Here is a 25,099-nt window from a genome sequence, read left to right as displayed (position 1 = left end):
TCGATCAGGTAATGGTCGGTCAGGATGATGGCGCCGTCAGCGCCGACAGCCTTCGAGTGAGCGTCGGAAGTGACGGGAGCACCGGACTGCGTGGTTGAAAAGGCAGTCATTATTGTCCTATTTCTCTATTTCTTGCGAGGGAGGTTCAGAAGGAAGTTGTTCGCCTGCGCCGACCCATTCCACGGTGCCGTCTGCGAAGAATTGCTCCTTCCAGATCGGCACACGGGCCTTGATGCGGTCCACAAGCTGTGAGCACACCTCAAACGCCTGGCCACGGTGGGCTGCTGACACGGCACAGACCAGTGCAGGATCCCCCACCTCCAGCATCCCGACGCGGTGGGCGGCCCAGATGCGGACCGGCGTGGCGGCCTTCCCGGCATGTTCCGCGACCAATTCCGCCACGACTTCGGCCAAGATGTGATGTGCCGTGGGGTGGGCCGAGTAGCTTAATCTGCTGACGGCCATGCCGCCGTCGTGGTTCCGGACCACTCCGCTGAAGCTGACCACGGCCCCGGCTTCGTCGCCCTGGACGGCGGCTGTGGCCCGGTCCACCGAGATGGGGTCATCGCTGAGCTCGGCGAGGACAACGTCAAAGCCTGGCATAGGTTTCCTCGCGGCCCATCTTCTGCGGACGGCCCAGCCTTTCGCGACCGGCGTAGACGTTCAGGCTGTGTCCCCGGCTGAATCCAACCAGCGTCACTCCGGTTTCGACGGCGAGGTCGGCGGCCAGGCTTGACGGCGCGCTCACAGCAGACAGGACGGGAATGCCGGCCATGGCGGCCTTCTGGACAAGTTCGAAGGACGCGCGCCCGGACACCTGGAGGACTGTGCCACTCAGAGGCAACAGGTTTTGGCGCAGCGCCCATCCCACCACTTTGTCCACAGCGTTATGGCGTCCGACATCCTCCCGGAGACAAAGCAACTCGGGGCTGGCGCCATCTACCTTGAACAGGCCGGCCGCATGGACGCCGCCCGTCTTGTCGAAGACCGCCTGGGCCTCGCGAAGCCGCTCCGGCAGTTCGGCGAGGACATCCACGGGAATCTGCAGCGTGTCTTGGGCAGGATCGAAGGGAAGGGTCTTGCGGACCGAGTCGATCGAGTCTGTCCCGCAGATGCCGCAGGAGCTTGAGGTGTAGACATGCCGCATGGTGTCAGGCATGGGTACATCCGGCCTCAGCTGGGCCTCGACCACGTTATATGTCTGTTCTCCCCCGGCATCGCCGGCGCAGAATCGCAGCGATACCAGCTCGGAGTGGGAACTGATGATGCCTTCTGAGACCAGGAACCCGGCCACCAGGTCAAAATCGTCCCCCGGGGTCCTCATGGTGACAGCGAAGGAGCGGCCGCCAATGCGGATTTCCAAGGGCTCCTCAGCGGCGAGTACGTCTTCCTTGAACCGCACCGGGTATTCGCTGCCGGAACCGTCCAAGTGGAAGCGGTGGATCTTGCGGCGCTGCGTCATGCGGGCCATGCGGTGCTCCGTGCTCGGTTGGTGGTGGAAAGGATTGTTTCGTTGGCCTGCGTCCAGGGGAGTGGGAGCACAGGAACCGGCTCGCCGGACTGGACTCCGGTAGGGGGAACGGCCATGACGCCGTGGGCCCAAGCCAGTCCACGCATCATGCCGGGCCCCGTATGTGAGGTCGGGAAGGCAAGCCCCTCGATGAACGTGCAGGGAACCAGACGCGTACGGCCGGGGCACGGATCAACGTCAGCCGCGGAGGTCACCTGTCCAGCGGTGCTCAGGGGCCTGCCTCCGAGTGCCTCCAGCAGCGGTGCACCCATAGTGATGAGAGCCATCATTGCTGCCAGGGGGTTACCGGGCAGCCCGACGACGAAGCGGCCGTCCGGGAGCCGGGCCAGGACTGCCGGGTGGCCCGGCCGCATGGCGATGCCGTCCAGCAACAGCTGTCCGCCGAGGGCAGCGATGGCGGCGCGAAAATGATCTGTCCCGGAACAGCCGGTTCCGCCAGTGGTTATGGTCAGGTCCGGCATCCGCCCGGGGAACGCGTCAGAACCGCCAAGTGCCGCGAGCCATTCGGGGTAGGAATCTCCGATCCGCAGGGAGCCGCCAGGCGTGCCCCCCAGAAGGGAAATGACCGTCCCCAGCTGCGGACCAAAAGTGTCCCTGACATGTCCTGGTTCCGGAACGCCTGACGTGACCACTTCGGAACCGGTCAATACGATGCCGACCACCGGCTTGGCCTGCACCTGCAGGTTGTCGTGGCCGGCCACGGCGGCGAGGGCAATGTGGCCCGGGTTCAGTATTGTGCCGGCGGGGATCAGCACCTCACCGGCAGCAGCTTCCTCGCCCGCGGGACGAATGTGTTGGCCCGGGCCTGGCTCGCCTTCCTTTGCGTTGTCAGTGAGCCGCAGGAGAAGGCTGCCGTCGGCATCGTGGTGGACCTGGCCACTTTCCTTGCGGAGTATCGACTGGGTGCCAACAGGTACCAGTCCGCCGGTGGCTATGACGCTGGCACTCCCGGGGCGCAAAAAGGGTTCGTGGCCGGCAAGGATCCATGGACCGCCGCCGTTGATGGCCCAGCCGTCCATGGCAGAAGAGTCGTAATGGGGGAGTTCTTGCAGGGCGGCGACGTTGCGGGTAAGCGTGTGGCCTGCTGCCAATGCGAGGGGAACCTCCACCGGCGCGAGCGGGACCGCGCTATCGAAAGCCAGTTGCCTGGCTTCGGGCCAGGTGGGGGAGGCATGTCCGGAAGGAATCCATGCAGAGCGCAACTCCGAACTGCTGCCGCTGGTGGCGGTATCTTGGGCCAGCAATGGTGCCCCTTTCCTGAAAGTAGTGCTTGAAACGTGCGGGGCCGGGGACCCTAAGGATTGCACCACGTGGTGCCTGCCTCGCAGTCCCCGGCCCCGTCAGCCGGGTGCTATGCCTTGACGTATCCGTTCGGGTTCAGTACGAACTTTGTGGCCGGGCCGGCGTCGAATTCGGCGTAGCCGCGCGGTGCATCCTCAAGCGGGATCGCTGTGGCGTTCACTGCTTTGGCGATCTGGACCTTGTCATGCAGGATGGCCATCATCAGCTGCCGGTTGTACGACTTGACGGGGCACTGGCCGGTGGTGAAGGACAGGGACTTTGCCCACCCTGTGCCCAACGACAGCGACAGGGAGCCGCGCTTGGCGGCCTCGTCAATTCCACCGGGGTCGCCGGTGACGTACAGGCCGGGAATGCCAAGGGCCCCACCTGCTGCGGTGATGTCCATGAGGGAATTCAGTACGGTTGCCGGGGCTTCGTGGGATGCGTCCTTGCCGTGCCCGCGGGCTTCGAACCCCACGGCGTCGACGCCGCAATCCACCTCGGGAACTCCAAGGATCTGCTCGATCTGGTCCTTCGGATCTCCGTTGGAGACATTCACCGTTTCGCAGCCGAAGGAGCGTGCCTGGGCCAGGCGGTCCTCGTTCATGTCACCAACAATCACGACGGCGGCACCAAGCAGCTGTGCGCCGACGGCGGCTGCGAGGCCGACCGGGCCTGCGCCGGCAATATAAACGGTGGACCCGACGCCGACTCCGGCGGTGACGGCGCCGTGGAACCCGGTGGGGAAGATGTCGGAGAGCATGGTGAGGTCCATGATCTTTTCCAGGGCCTGGTCGCGGTCCGGGAACCTGAGCAGGTTCCAGTCGGCGTAGGGGACCAGCACGTATTCTGCCTGGCCACCCACCCAGCCGCCCATGTCCACATAACCGTAGGCGCTGCCCGGCCGGTCCGGGTTGACGTTCAGGCAGATGCCGGTTTTGCGCTCCTTGCAGTTCCGGCAACGGCCACAGGAGATGTTGAACGGTACGGAGACGATGTCTCCGACTTTGATGAACTCCACGTCCGGACCGACTTCCACCACTTCACCGGTGATTTCATGGCCGAGGACGAGGTCCTTGGGAGCGGTGGTGCGACCCCGCACCATATGCTGGTCGGAGCCGCAGATGTTGGTGGTCACCGTGCGCAGGATCGCACCGTGGGGTACTTTCCGGCCCACATTGGCCGGATTGACGCCAGGCCCATCCTTGAGTTCGAACGTTGGGTAGTCGGTATTGATAATTTCGACGACACCGGGTTCCTTGTAGGCGACGGCTCTGTTTCCTGACATGGACATTCCTTTGGCTACGGGGGGTGCTGGGGCTTGGTGTGCCAGGCCTGCCATGTCGGATTGCCTTGCACTGGTCCGGCAAGTGCCTGCGCTGCCCCGTTGCCCGAAAGCGGTGCTTCGATGAGGATACCTCCCCAGGTTTCAGGTCACCGAAGCACCATTTACGGGAACGGGACAGCTCATCCTTCGCGAGGACGAAGGCTGTCAGTGGGATGCCGTGCCCGGTGGCACAGCATTCCGGTCCTGCCTAGCGCTGGGCGGCCGCGCCTGCGGAAGCTACGGTGTGGTCGTTCTCCACGGTGCTGCCGCTGACGCCGATTGCACCAATGACAGTGCCGTCCTCATCGTGCAGCGGGAGTCCGCCCGGGAACGTGATGAGTCCGCCGTTGGAGACTTCGATGTTGAACAGCGGGCCCCCTGGCTGGGACAGTTCGCCGATGGATCCGGTAGCCATGTCGAAGTAGCGTGCAGTGCGGGCCTTCTTGATGGAAATGTCGATGCTGCCGAGCCAGGCGCCGTCCATGCGGGTGAAGGCCTTGAGGTTGCCTCCGACGTCCACGACGGCGATGTTCATGGCGGTGCCGGTTTTGCGGGCCGACTCCCGGGCGGCGCCGAGGACGGCATCGGCCTGCGCTTGGGTGATATCAGACATTGTTTCTCCCTTGAAGGTGTCTGTGGTGAGTGGGGTTGAGCTGTGGCGGCTGGTGCCCTGAAGGGCTTACGCAGACTGCCTCGCGCTGAACGGGCCCTGTCATTTTTGTTGGCCGACGTCGTCCGGCATGCAAAAGGCTGATATTTTTCTTCGTCAGTAAAGATATATCAGTTACATCGTATGGCAGCCGCCAGGGCATGTCCAGAGATTTCTTAGCGGCCGTGGATGAGGCTCAGTGCCTCGGCCCGGGCGGCCGGCAGGCGCAGTTCACCGCGGACTGCAGACGTGATGGTCTTTGCCCCGGGTTTGCGGATGCCCCGCATTGACATGCACAGGTGCTCGCACTCGATCACTACAATGGCGCCCAGTGGCCGCAGCGATGTGACCAACGCGTCCACCACCTGGGTGGTGAGCCTCTCCTGGACCTGCGGCCTTCGCGCAAAGACGTCCACCAGCCTGGCAAGCTTGCTGAGGCCGGTCACGAGTCCCTCAGCGGACGGGATGTAGCCCACATGCGCCACGCCATGGAACGGCACCAGGTGATGTTCGCAGGTGGAATAGAACGGGATGTCCTTAACGATGACCATTTCACCGTGGCCGAGGTCGAAGGTCTTGTCCAGGACTGCCAGGGGATCCTCATGGAGCCCGCCGAACATTTCCGCGGCGGCGCGGGCTACACGGGCCGGGGTGTCCGCCAGTCCCGGCCGTTCGGGGTCCTCCCCGATGGCCAGGAGGTATTCGCGGACAGCCCGTTCCACCCTTGGCCCGTCCACACCCTGGATGACGGTCGCTTCCGTCGTCAGGACGGCGCTCACGCTTCGGCCCGCTCAAGCCGCACGATAACGGACTTGGAGGTCGGCGTGCCGCTGGTGTCGGCTACGGAGTCAAGTGGCACGAGGACGTTGGTTTCCGGGTAGTAAGCCGCCGCGCAACCCTTGGGCGTCGAGTATGAAACGATGCGGAAGTTTTCCGCCCGTCGTTCGGTCCCCTGGAATTCGGAGATGAGATGGACCATGTCGCCGTCCGTGAACCCCAGCTCAGTAATGTCGTCGGCGTTGATCAGGACTACGCGGCGCCCGCCGTGGATGCCGCGGTAGCGATCATCCTTGCCGTAGATGGTGGTGTTGTACTGGTCATGGGAGCGCAGGGTTTGGAGGACGAGCCGTCCCGCGGGGACCCTGATGAATTCCAGTTCGTTGCCTGTGAAGTGGGCCTTGCCCGAAGCGGTATCGAACTTCCTGGCGTCCCGGGGCGGGTGGGGAAGGACGAACCCTCCAGGGTTCTGGATCCGCTCCTCGAAGTTCTCGAAGCCGCTGAGGACCGCCTCGATGTGTTTCCGGATGATGGAGTAGTCGTCCTTCATGGCGAGCCAGTCGGCTTTGGGCGTATTTGGCAGCGGGAGGTTCTCGCTGCCAGTGAAGATCTTGCGGGCGATGTTGCATACAATGGCCACCTCGGAGTGCAGGTGCTCACTTGCGGGCTTCAGGCGTCCGCGGGAGGCGTGGACCGCACTCATGGAGTCTTCCACGGTCACCCTCTGGTCGCCGGTGCGCTGGGTGTCCTTCTCGGTGCGTCCCAGCGTCGGAAGAATCAACGCACGTCGACCCGTCGATACGTGGGAATGGTTCAGTTTCGTGGAGATTTGTACCGTCAGGCGGGTGTTGGCCAGGGCCTGTTCCGTGACCTCGGAATCCGGGGCTGCCCGCACGAAGTTTCCGCCCATGCCGATGAATACGCGGACCTTGCCGTCCCGCATGGCACGGATGGCGGCCACGGTGTCGAAGCCATGCGCCCGGGGGGAGTGGAACTGGAACTCGTGGTCAAGCCGGTCGTGGAAGCTCTCCGGCATCTTCTCGAAAATGCCCATGGTCCGGTCGCCCTGGACGTTGGAGTGGCCGCGGACGGGGCAGACGCCGGCTCCGGGCTTGCCGATGTTGCCTTGGAGAAGCAGGACGTTGACCACGTCGCGGAGGGTGGGAACCGAGTGCTTGTGCTGGGTCAGGCCCATGGCCCAGCAGACGATGGTGGCGCTCGACACCAGGAGGCGCTCGCCTGTGGACTTGATCTGTTCCAGTGTCAGTCCGGTGGCTTCGACGATGTCGTCCCATTCCGCCTTTTCGAGGTACCGCAGGTATTCGTCGATGCCAACGGTGTGGTCCTTGATGAACTCATGGTCCAGCACGGTGGGGAGGCCGGGCGTTTTGCGCCCTTGGGCTTCGGCTTCGAGAAGGTATTTGCCAAGCCCCTGGAAGAGGGCCTGATCGCCGCCGGCGCGGATTTGGAGGAAGTCGTCGGTCAGTTGTGTTCCCACCACCATGCCGGAAATGTTCTGCGGATTTTCGAACCGCAGGAGCCCGGCTTCGGGAAGCGGATTCACGGAGATGATGACGGCGCCGTTCTTCTTCGCCTTCTCCAGCGCGCTGAGCATGCGCGGGTGGTTGGTGCCGGGATTTTGACCCGCCACGAAGATCAGCGACGCCGTCTCCAGGTCCGTGAGGCTGACGGAGCCTTTGCCGATGCCGATCGTTTCGACCAGGGCCGAGCCGGACGATTCGTGGCACATGTTGGAGCAGTCGGGCAAGTTGTTCGTCCCGATGCCGCGAACGAGGAGCTGGTAGGCGAAGGCCGCCTCGTTCGATGTCCGCCCGGACGTGTAGAACACTGACTGGTCGGGGTGCTCCATATCCCTGATCTCCTGGGCGATCAGCTCATAAGCGTCGTCCCATTCGATGGGCTTGTAGTGGGTTGCGCCTTCGTCGAGGAGCATCGGATGCGTCAGCCGGCCCTGCTGCCCCAGCCAGTAGTCGTCACGCGTCTTCAGATCCGCAATGGAGTGTTGCGCGAAGAATTCAGGCGTGACGCGGCGGAGCGTGGCTTCTTCGGCCACTGCCTTGGCGCCGTTCTCGCAGAATTCCGCAGCATTGCGCTTTTCGTGTTCAGGCCAGGCGCAGCCCATGCAGTCAAAGCCGTCAACCTGGTTGACAGCCATGAGTGTCTGGATGCTGCGCAGCGGGCCCATCTGCTCAAGGGAAATTTTCAGCGCGTTCGCTACAGCCGGAAGGCCTACGGCAGTAGTTTTGGGCTTCGTTAGGGTCAGTTTTGACTCGTCGATATTCTGCTTGGGGGCTTTTGAAGCCATGTGATCTTCCCTTCAGATCTTGGCAGGAAACAGTGGAATGGAGGTGCTGCCTGGGGCCAGCGTGGTGGTTGGCTGCAGTGTCCGCAGATCATCCATGAGGCCAGGCACGCGGCCGAGGTCGTTGAAGGTGTAGACATGGAACCCGGCAAAGAGGGGATCGCCCGCCATCTCCTGGTGGACCTCGCGGATCAGGCGTCCGCTGTCGTAGCTCAGGAAGTCGTCCCGTCGCCAGAGGGCTCCCGCCATCCCCGTCCCGCGGGCGAGCTTGAGGGAGCGGCCGACCCCGAGGCGTGCTCCCAGGGCGACCAGTTTCCTGATGGACACCGGGCTGGGGACTCCAACCCACACGGGTAGCTCTATGCCGCCTTTGCGGATTGTTCGGACGTACCGGCTGATCGCCTCGGCGGAAAAGCACATCTGGGTGACCATGGAGGACGCCAGTGGCGCTTTGATCTCGAGGCTGCTGCTGAGTTGTTCCTGGCTGAGCTGCGGGTGGCCTTCCGGGTAACCGGCGATGCCTATGGAGAAGTCGGTTGAGTACGCATTGACCGCTTTAAGGAGTTGTCCGCTCCAGGCGTAGGGACCTGCGGGCTTGCGCCGGTCACCGGCAACGAGAAACAGTTCCGAGACACCGGCCTCCTGCAGTTGCAGCAGCAGCGAATGGAGTTCTGCCTCACCCGTGATGCTGCGGGCTGCGAGATGGGGAACGGTGTGGTAACCCAAGCTCGCCAGGTTTACGGACGCCTCCACGGTCCGTCCAGGCCCGTGGTGCGGGAGGCACGTCACGCTGACGGATCCCGTGGTGTCAAAGGCTGCTGGGAGTTGTGTGAGCAGATCGGCAGACGGAACCACTTCCAGCCGTATCCTTGCAACAGCCTCTGTGCTCATTGCTCTCCGTTCGTGGCACCACCGCAACACTGCCTGCCGGAGCGCAGTCTCCAACAGGCATGCACCGGAGGGTGACATTTTTTTGATGGGATATTGATATATCAGTTCTAGGAATACTATGTACAGGAGGCCTTCGCGTCAAGGCTCAGCCGTGCATCGGGAGGAGACTTGGAAATGGCAAGCGGTGGAGAACTACCGTCGGGTGTTGGGGGGTCCTTCGTGCCAACGAGGCAGGAGGACGAGTCCTTCGCCGACTTCGCCTACAGGGTGCTCTGCGATGAACTGATCGTTTTGGACATCAAGCCTGGCGAACCATTGAATGACGAAGTGATTTCCAGGCGGCTCGGAGTGGGGAGGACACCCATCCGGGAGGCCATGAAGCGCCTTGAGAGCGACCATCTGGTGGTGGCGTATCCCCGCCGGGGAACATTCGCCGCAGGGGTGGATATCACGGATCTGGCTGAAATCTCCGAAATCCGGCAGCTATTGGAGCCGGCGGCCGCAGCACGGGCTGCCCGGATGGCATCGCCGCAGCTCCGGCAAGAGATCAAGGAATTTGCCAGGGAAGTCGGGGAGCTCCTGCCGGTAATGCATTCCCAGCGGGACCTGATGCGCCTGGACATGCGGGTACACCGGATGATCTACCGGGCCACAGGGAGCCGGCATCTTGAAGATGTCCTGATCCGGTACGACAACCTGGCGACGCGGATCTGGAGCCTTGTGCTGGAAAAACTTCCTCCGGTATCCGAGCATATTGCCCAGCACATTGAGCTGCTCGAGTGCATCGCGGAAGGGGATTCCGAAGCTGCTGCGCGGCTGACCACCAAGCATGTGACGGACTTTGAGAACCTCATCAGGGCCGTCCTGTAGCCCATTGGCAGGACACGGCCTTCGCGCCCGTGGAGATCGCATGGATCTGCACGGGCGCGGAGACAACAACTCGGCCTAGGCGAAGCAGGGGCGCCTGCCGTGGGTCACACGGCTGTTCCCCGGACCAAGGCAAGCGACTGTTCCCGCGCGGCCTCGGTGGTGTGCAGGAGAAGCAGGGACGTGGTGACTGAGCCGACGCCACCCGGAACGGGTGTCAGCGCCCCGGCGATGCCCCGGACGCTGGCTTCGTCCACATCCCCCACGAGGGACCCGTTGGAAAGGACGTTGGTGCCGACGTCGATGACAACAGCCCCGGAGGAAATATGGCCGCCGTTCAGCAGGCCGGTACGCCCGGCGGCGACCACCACGACGTCGGCCGTCTTGGTGTATTTCTCCAGCGCCCCTGACCTGGAGTGGCAGACGGTGACGGTGGCGTCGCGTTCCAGCAGCAGCAGGGACAGCGGTTTTCCGACGACGGTTGAGCGTCCAATCACGACGACGTTCCGGCCCGCCACAGGGATGTCGAAGTGGTCCAGGATCTCGGTGACGGCCCGTGCAGTGGCAGGGGCGAACGAGGGCTGGCCCACAGCCAGCCGACCAAGGCTCAGAGGGTTCGCGCCGTCGATGTCCTTCTCGGGGGCGATATGCCCAACCAGCGCATCGGCGTCAACGCCGGGAGGCAATGGCGTCTGCAGGATGATGCCGTTGACGGACGGCTCGTCGCTGAGGTCCTTCAGGACTGAGGCCAGCATCTGTCCTGTCGCGTCGTGGCCCAGGTCCACGATCCGACAATTGATGCCTGCGCTTTCTGCAGCCCGTTCGATGGACCGCACATACCAGAGCGTGGAGCCGTCGTCGGTAGCCACAACCACTGCAAGGGTGGGGCGCAGGCCGTCAGTTTCGAGGTTCCGGGCTTCGTCGTGGGCCTTCTTCTGAATGAGCTTTGCCAGGTTTCGTCCAGAGAGGAGTGTGGTGCTCAACCGAGAATCCTTTCGCGAACGCGCTTCACGAGCGAGTCGGCTGCCAGGACGACCTTTTCCTCAAGGCCGTCCGTCTGCTCAGCCAGCCGGGAACGTGCCTCGGTGTCCTTGATGGCCACCACATTGATGTCGATGTTTACCCGTGCAGTGGTGGCGGCCGCCCGGGCTGCGTCGACGGCGGCGGCGACGTCACTGATCACGTTGACATTGGCCACCTCGAACAGTTCCGTGGCAAGATCCACGATGGCGCCGGCAAGGAGGATCAGTTGTGCCGGTGTTTCCGCAGCCTGGACGAGCGCGTCCTGGATTGATGCTGTCCGTTCGGCCTTGAGGTAGTCAGTACCGGCGGGGAGCTTGTAGGCATCAATGACGCCTTGGAACGCGTGTTGGTCGGCGTCCGCGAGGCGCAGGGCCTGGGCCACCAGTCCGTCGGCGCTGCTGATGATCTTGGTGACGAGTTCGGCGTGCTGTTGGTATTTCGTGCCGGTGGTGTACCTGGCCACCATGGCGACAAGTGCCGCTCCCTGGGCGGCGTGGAGTGCCGCGGCTGCGCCGCCGCCTGGGGTGGGTTCGCGCGAGGCAAGCCTGGCGAGGTAGTCGTTTATTGTTTCTGAACTGATCATGTGTCTTCCTGGGCTGAAGCTCTACTCGACTGGCCTGGGGCATGGGACGGGTCACGGAAAAGCAGCGGCCCGGACTCTGGTTGCGAGGAAATGAGTCCGGGCCGCGTGCCTTTGAATGGCCCGGCGGCTGTTAGCCGCGGAGCCGGGTCATCGTGGGGTCGTACAGTGGATCGGCCGTGACCGTGGCCTGGATGCGCCGGCCAAAGTACTCGATTTCAACCGCGTCACCCAAGGAGACGGCGGCGGGCAGGTACGCGTAGGCAATTGGCTTGGCCACGGTATAACCATAAGCGGCGCTCGTGACGTAGCCGACTGCCTGGTCCTTGTAGAAGACAGGTTCCTTGCCCAGCACGATGCTGCGGCCGTCGTCGACCGTCAGGCAGCGAAGGCGGCGGGCGGAGTTTTCCTCGGTCCGGCCTTCCAGTGCTGCCTTGCCGACGAAGTTTTCCTTGGTCATCTTCACGGCGAAACCGAGTCCCGCTTCCAGCGGGTCGTGCTCGGTGGTCATGTCGGTGCCCCAGGAGCGGTAGCCCTTTTCCAGGCGCAGCGAGCTGAACGCGGCGCGGCCGGCAGCGATCACGCCGAACGGCTGCCCTGCCTTCCAGAGTGCGTCCCACAGGCGCTGGCCGTTGTCCGCGCTGGTGTACAGTTCCCAGCCCAGCTCGCCGACATAGGACAGCCGCATTGCGGTGACGGTGACTCCGCCGATGACTACCTTCTTAGCCCGGAAGTAGCGCAGGCCGTCGTTGGAGAAGTCGTCGCTGCTGACGGTGCTGATCAGGTCCCGGGCGAGGGGTCCCCACAAGCCGATGCAGCAGGTCCCGCCGGTGGTGTCGCGCACCTGGACCCAGTCGCTGGCGGTTCCGTTTTCCGTCTGGTGGCGTGCGGCCCGCTCAAAGTAGGCGGTGTCAATGTTTCCATTGGCTCCGAGCTGGAAGGTGTCTTCGCTCAGGCGGGCCACGGTGATGTCGCTTCGGATCCCGCCGGCGTGGTCCAGCAGGAGGGTGTAGGTGACGGCCCCCGGCTTCTTGGTCATGTCGGCGGTGGTCAGCTCCTGCAGCAGCTTCAGGGCTCCGGGGCCGGAGACCTCAAGGCGCTTGAGCGGGGTCATGTCGTACATAGCCACCGCAGTGCGGGTCTTCCAGGCTTCGGCGGCGGCGATAGGCGAGCTGAACATCCCGGACCAGGCATCACGTGCCGGCGGCTGCCATTCATCCGGCATCTCCTTCAGCAGTTCCGCGTTGGCTTCGAACCAGTAGGGGCGTTCCCATCCGCCGCCCTCCAGGAAGAATCCTCCCAAGGCCTTGTGGCGGGCGTAAAAGGGGCTGACTCGGAGGTTGCGGGGGGAGAGCTTGGACTGGAGCGGGTGCAGGACATCGTAGATTTCAACGAAATTCTGCTGTGACGTTTCGCTGACGTATTCCGGGGTCAGCTGGACCTCTTCAAAGCGGTGAATATCGCAGTCACCCAGATCGATCTCCGACCTGCCGGTGGTCAGCAGTTCGGCAACGGCGCGGGCGATACCGGCTGAGTGGGTCACCCAGACGGCTTCGGCGACGAAGAAGCCGTCCAACTCCTTGGACTCGCCCACCAGGGATCCGCCGTCGGGGGTGAAGGAGAAGATGCCGTTGAAGCCATCCTCGATGTCGCTTTCCCGCAGCGCAGGCAGCATGCGCTTGGTGGCTTCCCATGCCGGGAGGAAGTCTTCCAGGGTGAAATCGAGCCGGGAGGGCATGTTGTGTTCGCTGATCGCGGCCGGCTCATACGTGGCCAGGTCCGCAAGGTCCACGGGCATGGGGCGGTGGGCGTAGGAGCCGATGCCGTAGCGTTCGCCGTGCTCGCGGTAGTAAAGGTCCTGGTCCTGGTGTCGCAGGATGGGCAAGGAGGCGCCGTTGGGCAGGTCGTTCTTGCCCTTCAATGCCGGCACCGGTGTGGTCTTGACGTACTGGTGGGCCAAGGGCAGCAGGGGGACGGACATGCCGATCATTTCGCCGATCTTGGCCCCCCAGAAGCCTGCGCAGGAAACCACGATGTCCGCGGGGACAACACCTTCGGACGTCTGGACGCCCGTGACGCGCCGGCCGGACTGTTCAATACCCGTGACCGTGGTGTTGCCCCGGTACTTGACGCCCGCGGCTTCCGTACGCTTGATCAGCAGCTGAACGGCGCGAGCGGCGTTGGCCAGGCCGTCGCTGGGGACATGGAGCCCTCCCAGGATGTCTTCCTCGTTCAGGAGCGGATAGAGCTCCATGCACTCTTCACGCGAAAGGATCTTGCCGTTAATTCCATACGATGCGGCGTATCCGAGCTTCCGCTTCAGGTCCGCGAGACGGGTCTCGGTGGTGGCGACCTCGAGGCCGCCGACCTGGTTGAAGCAGCTGACGCCGTCCTCGGTTAAGGACAGGAGCTTCTCCACTGTGTACTTGGCGAAGAGCGCCATGGACTTTGAGGCGTTGGTCTGGAAGACGAGACCGGGGGCATGGGACGTGGAGCCCCCGGGCATGTTCAGCGGTCCCTGGTCCAGGACGGTGATGTTGTTCCAACCCCGGGTGACCAGTTCGTCGGCCAGGTTCGTGCCGACGATTCCAGCTCCGATAATGACAATGCGTGGCGTCGATGCCATGTGGTTTCTCCTGCTGATTTTCGTATGTTGTCTTTGCTGGTTCGGTGGTCGTGCTTAGCGGAACACGACTGTGCTGGTTTGGTCCAGCAGCACACGGTGTTCGCAGTGCCAGCGGACGGCGCGGGACAGTGCCAGCGCCTCGGCGTCCTGTCCGACCGTTGAAAGGGCGGTCGGTCCGTAGCTGTGGTCGACCCTGATGACTTCCTGTTCGATGATTGGCCCCTCATCGAGTTCCGCGGTTACGTAGTGGGCCGTGGCGCCCACTAGCTTGACTCCACGGTCGTAGGCCTGGTGGTAAGGGCGTGCACCCTTGAACCCAGGGAGGAATGAGTGGTGGATGTTGATGGCCCGGCCTTCCAAAGAGCGGCAGAGGTCGTCGGAGAGTACCTGCATGTACCGGGCGAGCACAACGAGGTCGATATTGTGCTCGTCGACGAGGTCCAGCAGGCGCTGTTCGGCGTCTGCCTTCGTCTCGGGGGTCACGGGGAGGTAGATGAAGGGCAGGCCGGCGGCGTCGGCCATGGCCCGGTGGGTTTCATGATTGGACACCACGAGGACGATATCGCCGCCGAGGCTGCCGCCGCGCCAGCGGAAGATCAGGTCATTCAGGCAGTGTCCGAACTTGGATACCATGACCAGAATGCGCTGCTTGGTCTGGTCATGGAAGCTGAACTTCATGTCGAAGCGGTCCGCAATGGAGCTGAACTCCTCCTGGAGCCGCTCCGGAGTGTACTCGGGGGAACCCGAGAATGCGGTGCGCAGGTGCAGCGTCTCGCGGAGCCCGTCGTCGAACTGCTGGTGCTCGTCGATGTTGAAGCCACGTTCGAAGAGAAAAGTGGTGACCGCCTGGACAATACCGGCACGTTCGACGCACGACAGTGTGAGTACGAACTTCTGGGCCTGGTCCTTGACTCGGGGGTCGTTCTGAGTCAGCGTGCTGGTTGATGAGTCTGTTGCCACTAGGGTCATGTCTCCTCCTTTGGGTATTTTCCCGTTAGATATATTCTCGGATCACATACTGATATATTAGGGTTGGGAATCAGCGTATACTGGTCAGCGGGCGAGGTCAATAGCCTGTTTGGCTTGAATGGAAAGGGGTCGGGGTTATGGCAGTTGAAGCGTTGGCGGTTATGGAAGATGCAGTCAAGAAGTCGTTGGCGGATGTGGCGTACGAGCGTATCCGCGACCGGCTGTTGATGCTTGACATCAAACCAGGCGATCTCCTTAACGACGACCACCTCGCCAAGGACCTCGGCATGGGGCGGACTCCGGTGCGGGAAGCTTTGAAGCGGCTTGAGCTTGACCGCCTGGTGGTTTCGTATCCGCGCAGGGGCACCTTTGCCACCCGTGTGGAGGTGACCGACCTTGCTTTTATCTCAGAAATCCGCACCCAACTCGAACCCCTTGCTGCCTCCCGGGCTGCGCGCGTGGCCACGGAATCGATGAGGGAGCAATTGCGGGCTGTTATGCGCGCTGTCGAGTCTTTCGATACCAGTGAGGCGTCCGTCGTCGAAACCCTTCGGCTGGATGCCCGTGTCCACCAAGGCATTTACGCGGCCGCCGCCAATCCCCACCTCGAAGATGTCCTGATTCGCTACGACAATCTCGCGACACGAATCTGGTGCATGGTCCTGGATCGCCTTCCCGACCTGTCCCGTCACGTGCATGAGCATGTGGACCTGCTCCGTGCGGTTATCGACGGAGATGAGGCCAGGGCCGCGGAGCTCGCACGGATCCACGTCAGTGGCTTTGAGCACGCTGTGCGCGAAGCTCTTTTCGCCGCCTAGCCCAGATCTTCACGCCTGAAGCGCAGCCCGAAAGGGCTGCGCTTCAGGCGTTCAAGGCCTTTCGTCTGCTGCGCGGCCACTCTTGGCTCTGCTGGCGAAACCCTCAGAAATCTGTTGACACCCTCCGGGGCGGATACCATACTTGAATCACGAAACTAATATATCAACAGGATATTAGATAGCAGAGGAGAAAAGATGGTCGACGTTCTGACCCGTACGCTCGCAGAGACCGATCCTGCGATCCACGCAGCCGTTCAGCAGGAGCTCCTGCGCCAGCAGGACACGCTGGAGATGATCGCCTCCGAAAACTTTGCGCCGAGTGCCGTCATGGAGGCGCAGGGATCGGTCCTGACCAACAAGTACGCCGAAGGCTACCCGGGCAAGCGTTATTACGGCGGCTGCGAACACGTTGATGTGGTCGAGCAGCTGGCCATCGACCGTCTCAAGTCATTGTTCGGCTCCGAATTCGCCAATGTGCAGCCCCACTCAGGCGCCCAGGCCAACGCAGCGGCGATGTTCGCCCTGATCCAGCCCGGCGACACCATCCTGGGGTTGAACCTCGCACACGGTGGCCACTTGACGCACGGGATGCGAATCAACTTCTCCGGCAAGCTCTACAAAGTGGTCCCGTACGGAGTCGGCGAAGACACCATGCTGATTGACATGGCTGAAGTCGAGCGCCTGGCGGTTGAGAACAAGCCGAAGCTGATCGTCGCCGGCTGGTCCGCCTACTCCCGGCAGCTGGACTTCGCCGAATTCCGCCGTATCGCGGACCTGGTGGGCGCCTACCTGATGGTGGACATGGCCCATTTCGCCGGCCTGGTGGCCGCAGGGCTTCACCCCAACCCCGTGCCTCACGCCCACATCGTCACGAGCACCACGCACAAGACCCTTGGCGGCCCGCGCGGTGGTGTGATCCTGACCAACGACGCCGACATCGCCAAGAAGGTCAACTCCGCGGTGTTCCCCGGACAGCAGGGTGGCCCTCTGGAGCACGTCATTGCCGCGAAGGCTGTGGCATTCAAGCTCGCTGCTGAGCCGGCTTTCCGCGACCGCCAGGAACGCACCCTGGAAGGCGCCCGCATCATCGCAGAACGCATGCTGTCTGCCGACGTTGCAGAGTCCGGCGTGACCGTCGTCAGCGGTGGCACCGACGTGCACCTGGTCCTGGTGGACCTGCGCAATTCGGAACTGGACGGCCAGCAGGGCGAAGACCGCCTGCACCGGATCGGCATCACGGTCAACCGGAACGCCGTGCCGTTCGACCCGCGTCCACCGATGGTCTCTTCCGGTCTTCGCATCGGCACGCCGGCACTGGCCACGCGTGGGTTCGGGAAGGCAGAGTTCACCGAGGTTGCTGACATTATCGCCGCAGCACTCAAGCGCGAGTTCAGCGACGAGACCGTGGCGGAACTGCGGCAGCGGGTTGAAATCCTGGCCGGAAAGTTCCCGCTCTACCCCAACCTCTCCATTGACGCGAACGAGGTGGCGTGATGGCCGATCTGCTTCCGGAGCACCCGGATTTTCTCTGGCGCAATCCGGAGCCTAAGTCCTCCTATGACGCGGTGATTGTGGGCGGGGGCGGGCATGGCCTGGCCACGGCGTATTTCCTGGCGAAGAACCATGGGATGACTAACATCGCCGTCCTGGAAAAGGGCTGGCTGGCCGGCGGCAACATGGCCCGGAACACCACTATCATCCGGTCCAACTATCTTTGGGACGAGAGCGCGGCTATCTATGAGCATGCCCTGAAGCTCTGGGAAGTCCTGCCGGAGGAGCTGGAGTACGACTTCCTGTTCAGCCAGCGCGGTGTGATGAACCTGGCCCACACGCTCGGTGATGTCCGTGAAAGCATCCGGCGTGTGGGAGCGAACAAGCTCAATGGCGTGGACGCTGAGTGGTTGGAGCCGGACCAGGTCAAGGAACTGTGCCCGATCCTGAACATCAGCGACAATATCCGCTACCCCGTTATGGGCGCCACGTATCAGCCGCGGGCGGGTATCGCCAAGCATGACCATGTGGCGTGGGCCTTCGCCCGCAAGTGCGATGAGCTGGGTGTGGACATCATCCAGAACTGCGAGGTCACCGGCTTCGTCAAGGACGGCAACCGTGTGGTGGGTGTCAAGACCAACCGGGGCACGATCAATACCGAGAAGGTGGGCCTGTGCGCTGCCGGGCACAGCTCGGTCCTGGCCGAAATGGCCGGCTTCCGGCTCCCCATCCAGTCCCACCCGCTGCAGGCGCTGGTTTCTGAACTGCACGAACCGGTCCACCCCACGGTGGTGATGTCCAACCACGTGCACGTCTACGTTTCCCAGGCGCACAAGGGCGAGCTGGTCATGGGTGCCGGCGTGGACTCCTATAACGGTTACGGCCAGCGCGGTTCGTTCCACGTGATCGAGCATCAGATGGCCGCGGCCGTCGAACTGTTCCCGATTTTTGCCCGTGCGCATGTGCTCCGGACCTGGGGCGGGATCGTGGACACGACCCTGGATGCCTCCCCGATCGTGGGCACCACGCCGGTGGAGAACATGTTCGTGAACTGCGGCTGGGGGACCGGCGGCTTCAAGGGCACGCCGGCTGCCGGGCTGACGTTCGCGCACACCATCGCCACCGGAGCACCGCACGAGCTGAACAGGCCGTTTGCGCTGGAACGCTTCGAAACCGGGGCCCTGATCGATGAACACGGCGCAGCCGCCGTCGCCCACTAGCCAGCGGTCCATTAGAAAGAAGACGCACATGCTGCTTATCTCATGCCCGAACTGCGGCTCCCGCGACGAGACCGAGTTCCACTACGGCGGCCAGGCCCACGTACCCTACCCGGAGAACCCGAGCGGGCTGAACGACCGCGAATGGGCCGAGTTCCTGTTCTACCGGGACAACACCAAGGGCATCTTCGCCGAGCGCTGGCTGCACAGCACCGGCTGCCGCCAGTGGTTCAACATGCTCCGTGACACGGTCAGCTATGACATCCAGTCGATCTACCCGATGGGCGCGCCCCGGCCGGACAAGGCCGCCGCGGCACCTGAGTCCGGCACTGCCAGCACCGCCGCTGACAGCACCACTACCGGGTCCGCGGCGCCCAGCATCGCGGCAACCAGCATCACCTCCACCAGCACCGCCCCAAGCACGGCCCCGAGCACCACCCAGTCCGGCACCACTGCCCCGGAAGGAGCAACCAAGTGACTTCCCAGAACGCCCGCCTCGCCGCCGGCGGACGCATCGACCGCAGCATTTCCTGGCGTTTTACCGTGGACGGCGAGGAATTCACCGGACACCCGGGCGACACGATCGCTTCGGCGCTGCTCGCCAACGGGCGGGTCGCTGCCGGCAACTCGCTGTACGAGGACCGGCCCCGCGGGATTATGGCCGCCGGTGTGGAGGAACCCAACGCGCTGGTGAAGATCTTCCCGCGCTTCCCGGGCCACGTGGCGGAGTCCATGCTCCCTGCCACCACCGTCACCCTGGTGGACGGCCTGAAGGCGGAACTGCTGAACGGCCTGGGCCGGCTGGATCCGGAGGAAGACCGGGCCGAGTACGACAAGAAGTACGTCCACACGGACGTCCTGGTGATCGGCGGCGGACCCGCCGGCCTGGCCGCGGCCCGCGAAGCCGTCCGCACCGGCGCCCGGGTGATGCTGCTGGACGACCAGCCCGAACTCGGCGGCACGCTGCTGTCCGGTTCCACGGCCCCCGGCCTGGCCGAGAGCATCGAGGGCAAGCCGGCCCTGGAATGGGTGGCGGACGTCGAAGCCGAGCTCGTCTCGGCGGCCGAATGCACCGTCCTGAACCGCACCACGGCTTTCGGCGCCTATGACGCCAACTACGTCATCGCGGTCCAGAACCGCACCGACCATCTGTCCAGCCCGGCCGCTCCCGGGGTGTCCCGGCAGCGGATTTGGCATATCCGTGCCCATCAGGTGGTGCTGGCTCCGGGCGCCCACGAACGCCCGCTGGTCTTCGAGAACAACGACCGCCCCGGCATCATGCTCGCCTCGGCCGTCCGCAGCTACCTCAACCGCTACGCCGTCGCCGCGGGGCAGCGGGTGGTCATCAGCACCACCAACGACAGCGCCTACGCCCTGGCCGCGGACCTGCGGGCCGCCGGGGTCAAGGTCGCCGCCGTCGTCGACGCCCGCCCCAAGCTGACCGAGGTGGCTGCTGCCGCCGTTGAAGCCGGCACCCGGGTGCTGATCGGCAGCGCCGTGGCCAACACCGCCGCAGCACCGGAGTCCGGCGCGGCCGGAACAAACACAGGCCGGCTGAATTCCGTGACCGTCCGCAGCATCAACGACGACGGCGAACTGACCTCCGGCATCGAAGAGATCGCCTGCGACCTGCTGGCAGTCTCCGGCGGCTGGAGCCCGCTGGTGCACCTGCACTCGCAGCGGCAGGGCAAGCTGCGCTGGGACGATGACCTGGCGGCGTTCGTGCCGAGCACCGTGGTCCCGAACCAGCAGATTGTCGGCTCCGGCCGCGGCAGCTTCGACCTCGTTGACTGCCTCGCCGAGGGCATCTCGGCCGGGGCCACGGCCGCGATCGCGGCGGGCTTCAGCCCGGAAAATTCAGATGGGGTTATCGTTCCTCTGGTCCTTGACGGGCCGAAAGCGTCCGGCCCCACCCGGCAGCTGTGGCTGGTCCCGGGACAGACCGGCACACCGGATGACTGGCACCACCACTTCGTCGACTTCCAGCGGGACCAGTCCGTGGCCGATGTCCTGCGCTCCACCGGGGCCGGCATGCGGTCTGTGGAGCACATCAAGCGCTACACCTCCATCAGCACCGCGAACGACCAGGGCAAGACTTCCGGCGTCAACGCGATCGGCGTCATCGCCGCGGCCCTGCGTCAGGCCGGCGAAGCGTCCCGGGGCATCGGCGACATCGGCACCACGACCTACCGGGCGCCGTTCACCCCCGTGGCGTTCGCGGCCCTGGCCGGACGCCAGCGCGGCGAGCTGTTCGACCCCGCCCGGGTCACCTCGATCCACCCCTGGCACGTGGCACAGGGTGCCCTGTTCGAGGACGTGGGGCAGTGGAAGCGGCCCTGGTACTACCCGCAGGACGGGGAGGACATGGACACCGCCGTGCTGCGCGAGTGCGGAGCCGTCCGGGAGTCCGTGGGTTTCATGGACGCCACCACGCTTGGCAAGATCGAAATCCGGGGCAAGGACGCCGGTGAGTTCCTCAACCGGATCTACACCAACGCGTTCAAGAAGCTCGCCCCGGGTTCGGCCCGTTACGGCGTGATGTGCATGGCGGACGGCATGATCTTCGATGACGGCGTGACCCTGCGCCTGGACGAGGACCGGTTCTTCATGACCACCACCACCGGCGGCGCCGCGAAGGTCCTGGACTGGCTGGAGGAATGGCTGCAGACCGAATGGCCGGAACTGGACGTGCACTGCACCTCGGTGACCGAACAGTGGTCCACCATCGCCGTCGTCGGGCCCAAATCCCGTGCGGTGATCGCCAAGGTGGCACCCGAACTCGCCGCCGGCGGCGGGCTGGAAGCGGAAGCCTTCCCGTTCATGACTTTCCGCGAAACCACCCTCGCCTCCGGCGTCCGCGCCCGGGTCTGCCGGATCTCCTTCTCCGGCGAACTGGCCTACGAGATCAACGTGCCGTCCTGGTACGGGCTGAACACCTGGGAAGCCGTGGCCGCGGCCGGGGCCGAATTCAACATCACCCCGTACGGCACCGAAACCATGCACGTGCTCCGGGCCGAAAAGGGCTACCCGATCGTCGGGCAGGACACCGACGGCACCGTCACCCCGCAGGACGCCGGGATGGAATGGGTGGTCTCCAAGGCCAAGGACTTCATCGGCAAGCGCTCCTACGCACGGGCCGACGCCCGGCGCGAGGACCGCAAGCACCTGGTCAGCGTCCTTCCCGTGGACGGAACGCTGCGGCTGCCCGAAGGCACCCAGCTCGTGGAAAAGGGCATCACCACCAACCCCGCCTACGGGCCCGTCCCGATGCAGGGCTTCGTGACCTCCAGCTACCACAGCGCCGCGCTCGGCAGGTCGTTCGCCCTGGCGCTGATCAAGAACGGCCGCAACCGCATCGGCGAGACCCTCGTGGCCGCCGCCGGCGACCAGCTGGTCGACGTCATCGTCGCCGAAACCGTACTTTTTGACCCCGAAGGGACCCGCAAAGATGGCTAACACCACAGCACTCACAGGCATCAATGGACTCCGGGACATCCGCCGCAGCCCGGCCTCGCACCTGGCCGAAGCGCTGGAGACCGGCTCCGTCCCGGGAAAGGTCGTCCTGAAGGAAGGCCCCTTCCAGACCATGGCCGGCGTCCGCGTCGACCCCAGCTCCGAGGAAGGGGCCCGGATCGCCTCCGTCACCAGCGGACTGCCGGTCCGCTGCGGGGAGGTGGCCGGCAGGGAGGGTGTCAGCGTCCTCTGGCTGGGACCGTCCGAGTTCCTCGTCGTGGCACCGGAGGAAGCCCATGACTCCCTGGGCGGAGACCTGATCGGCTCCCTCACTTCCGCCCTGGGCGACGCTCCGGGCCAGGTGGTGGACCTCTCCGCCAACCGCACCACGTACGAACTCTCCGGCCCGCGGGCCCGGGCGGTGCTGGAGAAGGGCTGCGCCCTGGACCTCCATCCCCGTAAGTTCAAGCCCGGGACTGCCCTGACCACCGAGGTCGGCAACATCCCGGTCACTCTGTGGAAGACCGGGGAGGAAAGCTTCCGGCTGTTCCCCCGGGCCTCGTTCGCGGACTTCCTGGGCCGCTGGCTCCTGGATGCCATGAGGGAATACGCCTCCCCTGAGGTCCCTTAATGGCACTTAGCGCCCTGGACCTGTTTTCCGTTGGCATCGGGCCGTCCTCGTCACACACGGTCGGCCCGATGCGGGCAGCAAAACTGTTCGCCGACGGGCTCAAAAGCGAAGGACACCTGAGCACCACCGTCCGGGTCCAGGCCGAACTGTTCGGATCACTCGGTGCCACCGGCCGGGGCCACGGCTCCGACAAGGCCGTGGTGCTGGGCCTGCAGGGCCTGGACCCGGAAACCGTGGACACCTCCACCGCTGATGACCAGGTGGCCGCGGCCGCCCTCGACGCCGAACTCCGGATCGGCGGGCACCACCGGGTGGACTTCAACTGGGACGAGGACGTGGTGCTGCACCGCCGCAAATCGCTGCCCGCGCACCCGAACGGCATGACCTTCCGGGCGTTGGACCACACCGGCGCGGTCCTCAGCGAACGGAGCTTCTATTCAATTGGGGGCGGCTTCGTTGTTGACGGCGACGCCGACGCCGGCGACCAGGTGGTGGCCGACGCCACCGTCCTGCCCTACCCCTTCACCACCGCCGACGAACTCCTGGCCATCTGCAGCCGCGAAGGCATGTCCATCTCCGATGTGATGCTCGCCAACGAACTGACCTGGCGCAGCGAAGCTGAACTCCGCCAAAAGCTGCTGGCACTCTGGGCCGTGATGCGCGAATGCGTGGACAACGGCTGCGCCGCGGAAGGAATCCTCCCCGGCGGGCTGAACGTCAGGCGACGGGCGCCGTCGCTCTTCCAGACCCTGACGGCGGACACCGGCGTGACCGACCCGCTCCGGGCCATGGAATGGGTCAACCTGTTCGCCCTCGCCGTCAACGAGGAAAACGCCGCCGGCGGCCGCATCGTCACCGCCCCCACCAACGGCGCGGCCGGCATCGTGCCGGCGGTGCTGCACTACTACATCAAGTTCGTCCCTGGAGCCAACGACGACGGCGTGGTCCGCTTCCTGCTGGCCGCTGCCGCCGTCGGAATCCTGTTCAAGATCAACGCCTCCATCTCCGGCGCCGAAGTGGGCTGCCAGGGCGAGGTGGGGTCCGCCTGCTCCATGGCCGCCGCCGGCCTCTGCGAGGTCATGGGCGGGACGCCCGAACAGGTGGAGAACGCCGCCGAAGTGGGGATCGAACACAACCTTGGGCTGACCTGCGACCCCGTGGGCGGCCTGGTGCAGATCCCCTGCATCGAACGGAACGCGATCGCCAGCGTCAAAGCCATCAACGCCGCGCGGCTGGCGCTGCACGGCGACGGCAGCCACAAAGTGTCGCTGGATAAAGCCATCAAAACCATGCGTGAGACAGGAGCGGACATGAAAACCAAATACAAGGAGACCTCCCGCGGGGGCCTCGCCGTGAATGTGATCGAGTGCTGAGCCGGTGAAGTACCTGCGGCCCCGGGTGTCCATGGATGCCCGGGGCTTTTTACCGCAAACATAACTGCCTGGCTTCACAGGCGTCCGGCCCCCTTTGGAGCGTGAAATGACCAGAAAACCACTCCCCTTTGAACACATCGCCGTCATGGGCAGCAGCCGCGTCAAGCGCGGCATGGCAGAGATGCTCAAAGGCGGCGTCATCATGGACGTCGTCAACGTCGAACAGGCCCGCATCGCCGAAGACGCCGGTGCCGTGGCCGTCATGGCGCTGGAACGCGTTCCGGCCGATATCCGGGCCCAGGGCGGCGTGTCGCGCATGTCCGATCCGGACATGATCGAGGCGATCATCGAAGCCGTGTCCGTGCCGGTCATGGCCAAGGCCCGGATCGGCCACTTCGTCGAGGCGCAGGTCCTGCAGTCCCTCGGCGTGGACTACATCGACGAGTCCGAGGTCCTGACCCCGGCCGACTACACCAACCACATCGACAAGTGGAACTTCACCGTTCCGTTCGTGTGCGGTGCCACCAACCTCGGTGAGGCGCTGCGCCGCATCAACGAGGGCGCAGCCATGATCCGGTCCAAGGGCGAGGCCGGCACCGGCGACGTCTCCAACGCCACCACCCACATGCGCCAGATCCGCGCCGAGATCCTCAAGCTCGCAGCCCTGCCCGAGGACGAGCTGTACGTCGCGGCCAAGGAACTGCAGGCCCCGTACGACCTGGTCAAGGAAGTTGCCTCCACCGGCAAGCTCCCCGTCGTGCTGTTCACCGCCGGCGGCATCGCCACTCCGGCAGATGCTGCGATGATGATGCAGCTTGGCGCTGACGGCGTGTTCGTCGGCTCGGGCATCTTCAAGTCCGGCAACCCGGCCCAGCGCGCCGCCGCCGTCGTGAAGGCCACCACCTTCTTCGATGACCCCGACGTGATCGCCAAGGCCTCCCGCGGCCTGGGCGAAGCCATGGTCGGCATCAACGTCGACGAAATCCCGCAGCCACACCGCCTCGCCGAACGCGGCTGGTAGGAGGCACGACTAGGTTGGGCAATCAGTTAAGAAAGGCTGGCAGCGGACGTGGATTGCGCACGGACTGGGCAAAGCTCACAGGCCACACAGTTGAGGTCTGGCTTTGGGACGAATACATTCTGACGGGCGTTGTGGACCAGGCCTCAGCAGACGACGCGGTGCTCTGGATTGCTGCAGCCGGAAACGACAGGCGACGGCTCTTCGATAAGCCGACGGGATACCGGATCCTGGCCTAGCACCTAAGGGTAGGT

General features: G+C 64.4%; 22 protein-coding genes. 10 read left to right on the top strand and 12 right to left on the bottom strand.

Annotated elements, in window-relative coordinates; all coding sequences use genetic code 11:
* Positions 1-117: 117 nt before the first annotated feature.
* From J2S97_RS21365 to J2S97_RS21330, 8 genes are all read right to left on the bottom strand, one after another.
* On the bottom strand, positions 118-603 hold the full coding sequence (locus tag J2S97_RS21365; RefSeq protein ID WP_307051942.1) for a molybdenum cofactor biosynthesis protein MoaE: 486 nt from the start codon (positions 601-603) through the stop codon (positions 118-120).
* Entirely contained in the window at positions 590-1,471 is an 882-nt protein-coding gene (fdhD, locus tag J2S97_RS21360; protein WP_307051941.1) for a formate dehydrogenase accessory sulfurtransferase FdhD, read from the bottom strand. Before fdhD ends, J2S97_RS21365 begins: the two co-directional genes overlap by 14 nt.
* Complete coding sequence (locus J2S97_RS21355) at positions 1,459-2,775, bottom strand: molybdopterin molybdotransferase MoeA (protein WP_373460622.1); 1,317 nt, start codon at positions 2,773-2,775, stop codon at positions 1,459-1,461. The genes fdhD and J2S97_RS21355 overlap by 13 nt, the downstream gene beginning before the upstream one ends.
* 107 nt (positions 2,776-2,882) lie before the next feature.
* A complete protein-coding gene (gene fdhA, locus J2S97_RS21350; protein WP_307051940.1) occupies positions 2,883-4,100 on the bottom strand; it encodes a formaldehyde dehydrogenase, glutathione-independent in 1,218 nt (405 codons plus the stop codon).
* A gap of 247 nt (positions 4,101-4,347) precedes the next feature.
* Positions 4,348-4,752 (bottom strand): GlcG/HbpS family heme-binding protein, encoded by a 405-nt coding sequence (locus J2S97_RS21345; RefSeq protein ID WP_307051939.1) that lies wholly within the window; start codon positions 4,750-4,752, stop codon positions 4,348-4,350.
* 212 nt (positions 4,753-4,964) lie between these two features.
* On the bottom strand, positions 4,965-5,567 hold the full coding sequence (gene folE / locus J2S97_RS21340) for a GTP cyclohydrolase I FolE (protein WP_307051938.1): 603 nt from the start codon (positions 5,565-5,567) through the stop codon (positions 4,965-4,967).
* Positions 5,564-7,891, bottom strand: coding sequence for an FdhF/YdeP family oxidoreductase (locus tag J2S97_RS21335; protein WP_307051937.1), 2,328 nt, complete (start codon positions 7,889-7,891; stop codon positions 5,564-5,566). Before J2S97_RS21335 ends, folE begins: the two co-directional genes overlap by 4 nt.
* Before the next feature lie 12 nt (positions 7,892-7,903).
* A complete protein-coding gene (locus J2S97_RS21330; protein ID WP_307051936.1) occupies positions 7,904-8,779 on the bottom strand; it encodes a methylenetetrahydrofolate reductase in 876 nt (291 codons plus the stop codon).
* 219 nt (positions 8,780-8,998) lie between these two features.
* Here J2S97_RS21330 and J2S97_RS21325 point away from each other — a divergent pair, with 219 nt between their 5' ends.
* Positions 8,999-9,649: a GntR family transcriptional regulator gene (locus J2S97_RS21325; protein ID WP_307051935.1), complete on the top strand. Its 651-nt coding sequence runs from the start codon at positions 8,999-9,001 to the stop codon at positions 9,647-9,649.
* 104 nt (positions 9,650-9,753) lie between these two features.
* Here the strand turns inward: J2S97_RS21325 and J2S97_RS21320 are convergent, their stop codons facing one another.
* From J2S97_RS21320 to purU, 4 genes are all read right to left on the bottom strand, one after another.
* Positions 9,754-10,629 (bottom strand): bifunctional 5,10-methylenetetrahydrofolate dehydrogenase/5,10-methenyltetrahydrofolate cyclohydrolase, encoded by an 876-nt coding sequence (locus J2S97_RS21320; RefSeq protein WP_307051934.1) that lies wholly within the window; start codon positions 10,627-10,629, stop codon positions 9,754-9,756.
* Complete coding sequence (locus J2S97_RS21315) at positions 10,626-11,252, bottom strand: cyclodeaminase/cyclohydrolase family protein (protein ID WP_307051933.1); 627 nt, start codon at positions 11,250-11,252, stop codon at positions 10,626-10,628. Before J2S97_RS21315 ends, J2S97_RS21320 begins: the two co-directional genes overlap by 4 nt.
* Positions 11,253-11,382: 130 nt before the next feature.
* On the bottom strand, positions 11,383-13,875 hold the full coding sequence (locus J2S97_RS21310) for a GcvT family protein (protein WP_307051932.1): 2,493 nt from the start codon (positions 13,873-13,875) through the stop codon (positions 11,383-11,385).
* 54 nt (positions 13,876-13,929) lie between these two features.
* On the bottom strand, positions 13,930-14,844 hold the full coding sequence (purU, locus tag J2S97_RS21305) for a formyltetrahydrofolate deformylase (protein ID WP_307051931.1): 915 nt from the start codon (positions 14,842-14,844) through the stop codon (positions 13,930-13,932).
* A 137-nt stretch (positions 14,845-14,981) separates the two neighbouring features.
* Between purU and J2S97_RS21300 the strand changes: the two genes are divergently transcribed.
* The 9 genes from J2S97_RS21300 to J2S97_RS21260 all read left to right on the top strand — a co-directional run bounded on the left by J2S97_RS21300 (position 14,982) and on the right by J2S97_RS21260 (position 25,084).
* Complete coding sequence (locus J2S97_RS21300; protein ID WP_307051930.1) at positions 14,982-15,662, top strand: GntR family transcriptional regulator; 681 nt, start codon at positions 14,982-14,984, stop codon at positions 15,660-15,662.
* Between the two features lie 195 nt (positions 15,663-15,857).
* A complete protein-coding gene (gene glyA, locus J2S97_RS21295; protein WP_307051929.1) occupies positions 15,858-17,156 on the top strand; it encodes a serine hydroxymethyltransferase in 1,299 nt (432 codons plus the stop codon).
* Positions 17,156-18,373 (top strand): sarcosine oxidase subunit beta family protein, encoded by a 1,218-nt coding sequence (locus J2S97_RS21290; protein ID WP_307051928.1) that lies wholly within the window; start codon positions 17,156-17,158, stop codon positions 18,371-18,373. Before glyA ends, J2S97_RS21290 begins: the two co-directional genes overlap by 1 nt.
* A gap of 28 nt (positions 18,374-18,401) precedes the next feature.
* Complete coding sequence (locus J2S97_RS21285; protein ID WP_307051927.1) at positions 18,402-18,848, top strand: sarcosine oxidase subunit delta; 447 nt, start codon at positions 18,402-18,404, stop codon at positions 18,846-18,848.
* On the top strand, positions 18,845-21,826 hold the full coding sequence (locus tag J2S97_RS21280) for a 2Fe-2S iron-sulfur cluster-binding protein (protein ID WP_307051926.1): 2,982 nt from the start codon (positions 18,845-18,847) through the stop codon (positions 21,824-21,826). The genes J2S97_RS21285 and J2S97_RS21280 overlap by 4 nt, the downstream gene beginning before the upstream one ends.
* A complete protein-coding gene (locus J2S97_RS21275; protein ID WP_307051925.1) occupies positions 21,819-22,454 on the top strand; it encodes a sarcosine oxidase subunit gamma in 636 nt (211 codons plus the stop codon). Before J2S97_RS21280 ends, J2S97_RS21275 begins: the two co-directional genes overlap by 8 nt.
* Positions 22,454-23,827, top strand: a complete 1,374-nt coding sequence (locus J2S97_RS21270; protein ID WP_307051924.1) for an L-serine ammonia-lyase — start codon at positions 22,454-22,456, stop codon at positions 23,825-23,827. The genes J2S97_RS21275 and J2S97_RS21270 overlap by 1 nt, the downstream gene beginning before the upstream one ends.
* Before the next feature lie 106 nt (positions 23,828-23,933).
* Positions 23,934-24,848: a pyridoxal 5'-phosphate synthase lyase subunit PdxS gene (gene pdxS / locus J2S97_RS21265; protein WP_307051923.1), complete on the top strand. Its 915-nt coding sequence runs from the start codon at positions 23,934-23,936 to the stop codon at positions 24,846-24,848.
* Between the two features lie 53 nt (positions 24,849-24,901).
* Positions 24,902-25,084 (top strand): hypothetical protein, encoded by a 183-nt coding sequence (locus tag J2S97_RS21260; protein ID WP_307051922.1) that lies wholly within the window; start codon positions 24,902-24,904, stop codon positions 25,082-25,084.
* The last annotated feature ends 15 nt before the right edge of the window (positions 25,085-25,099 follow it).

Source organism: Arthrobacter oryzae, from assembly GCF_030812315.1.
In the GTDB taxonomy this organism is placed as follows: domain Bacteria; phylum Actinomycetota; class Actinomycetes; order Actinomycetales; family Micrococcaceae; genus Arthrobacter; species Arthrobacter oryzae_B.
The sequence above is the reverse complement of the archived record's forward strand: the minus strand, read 5'-3'. Positions and strand labels throughout refer to the sequence as shown.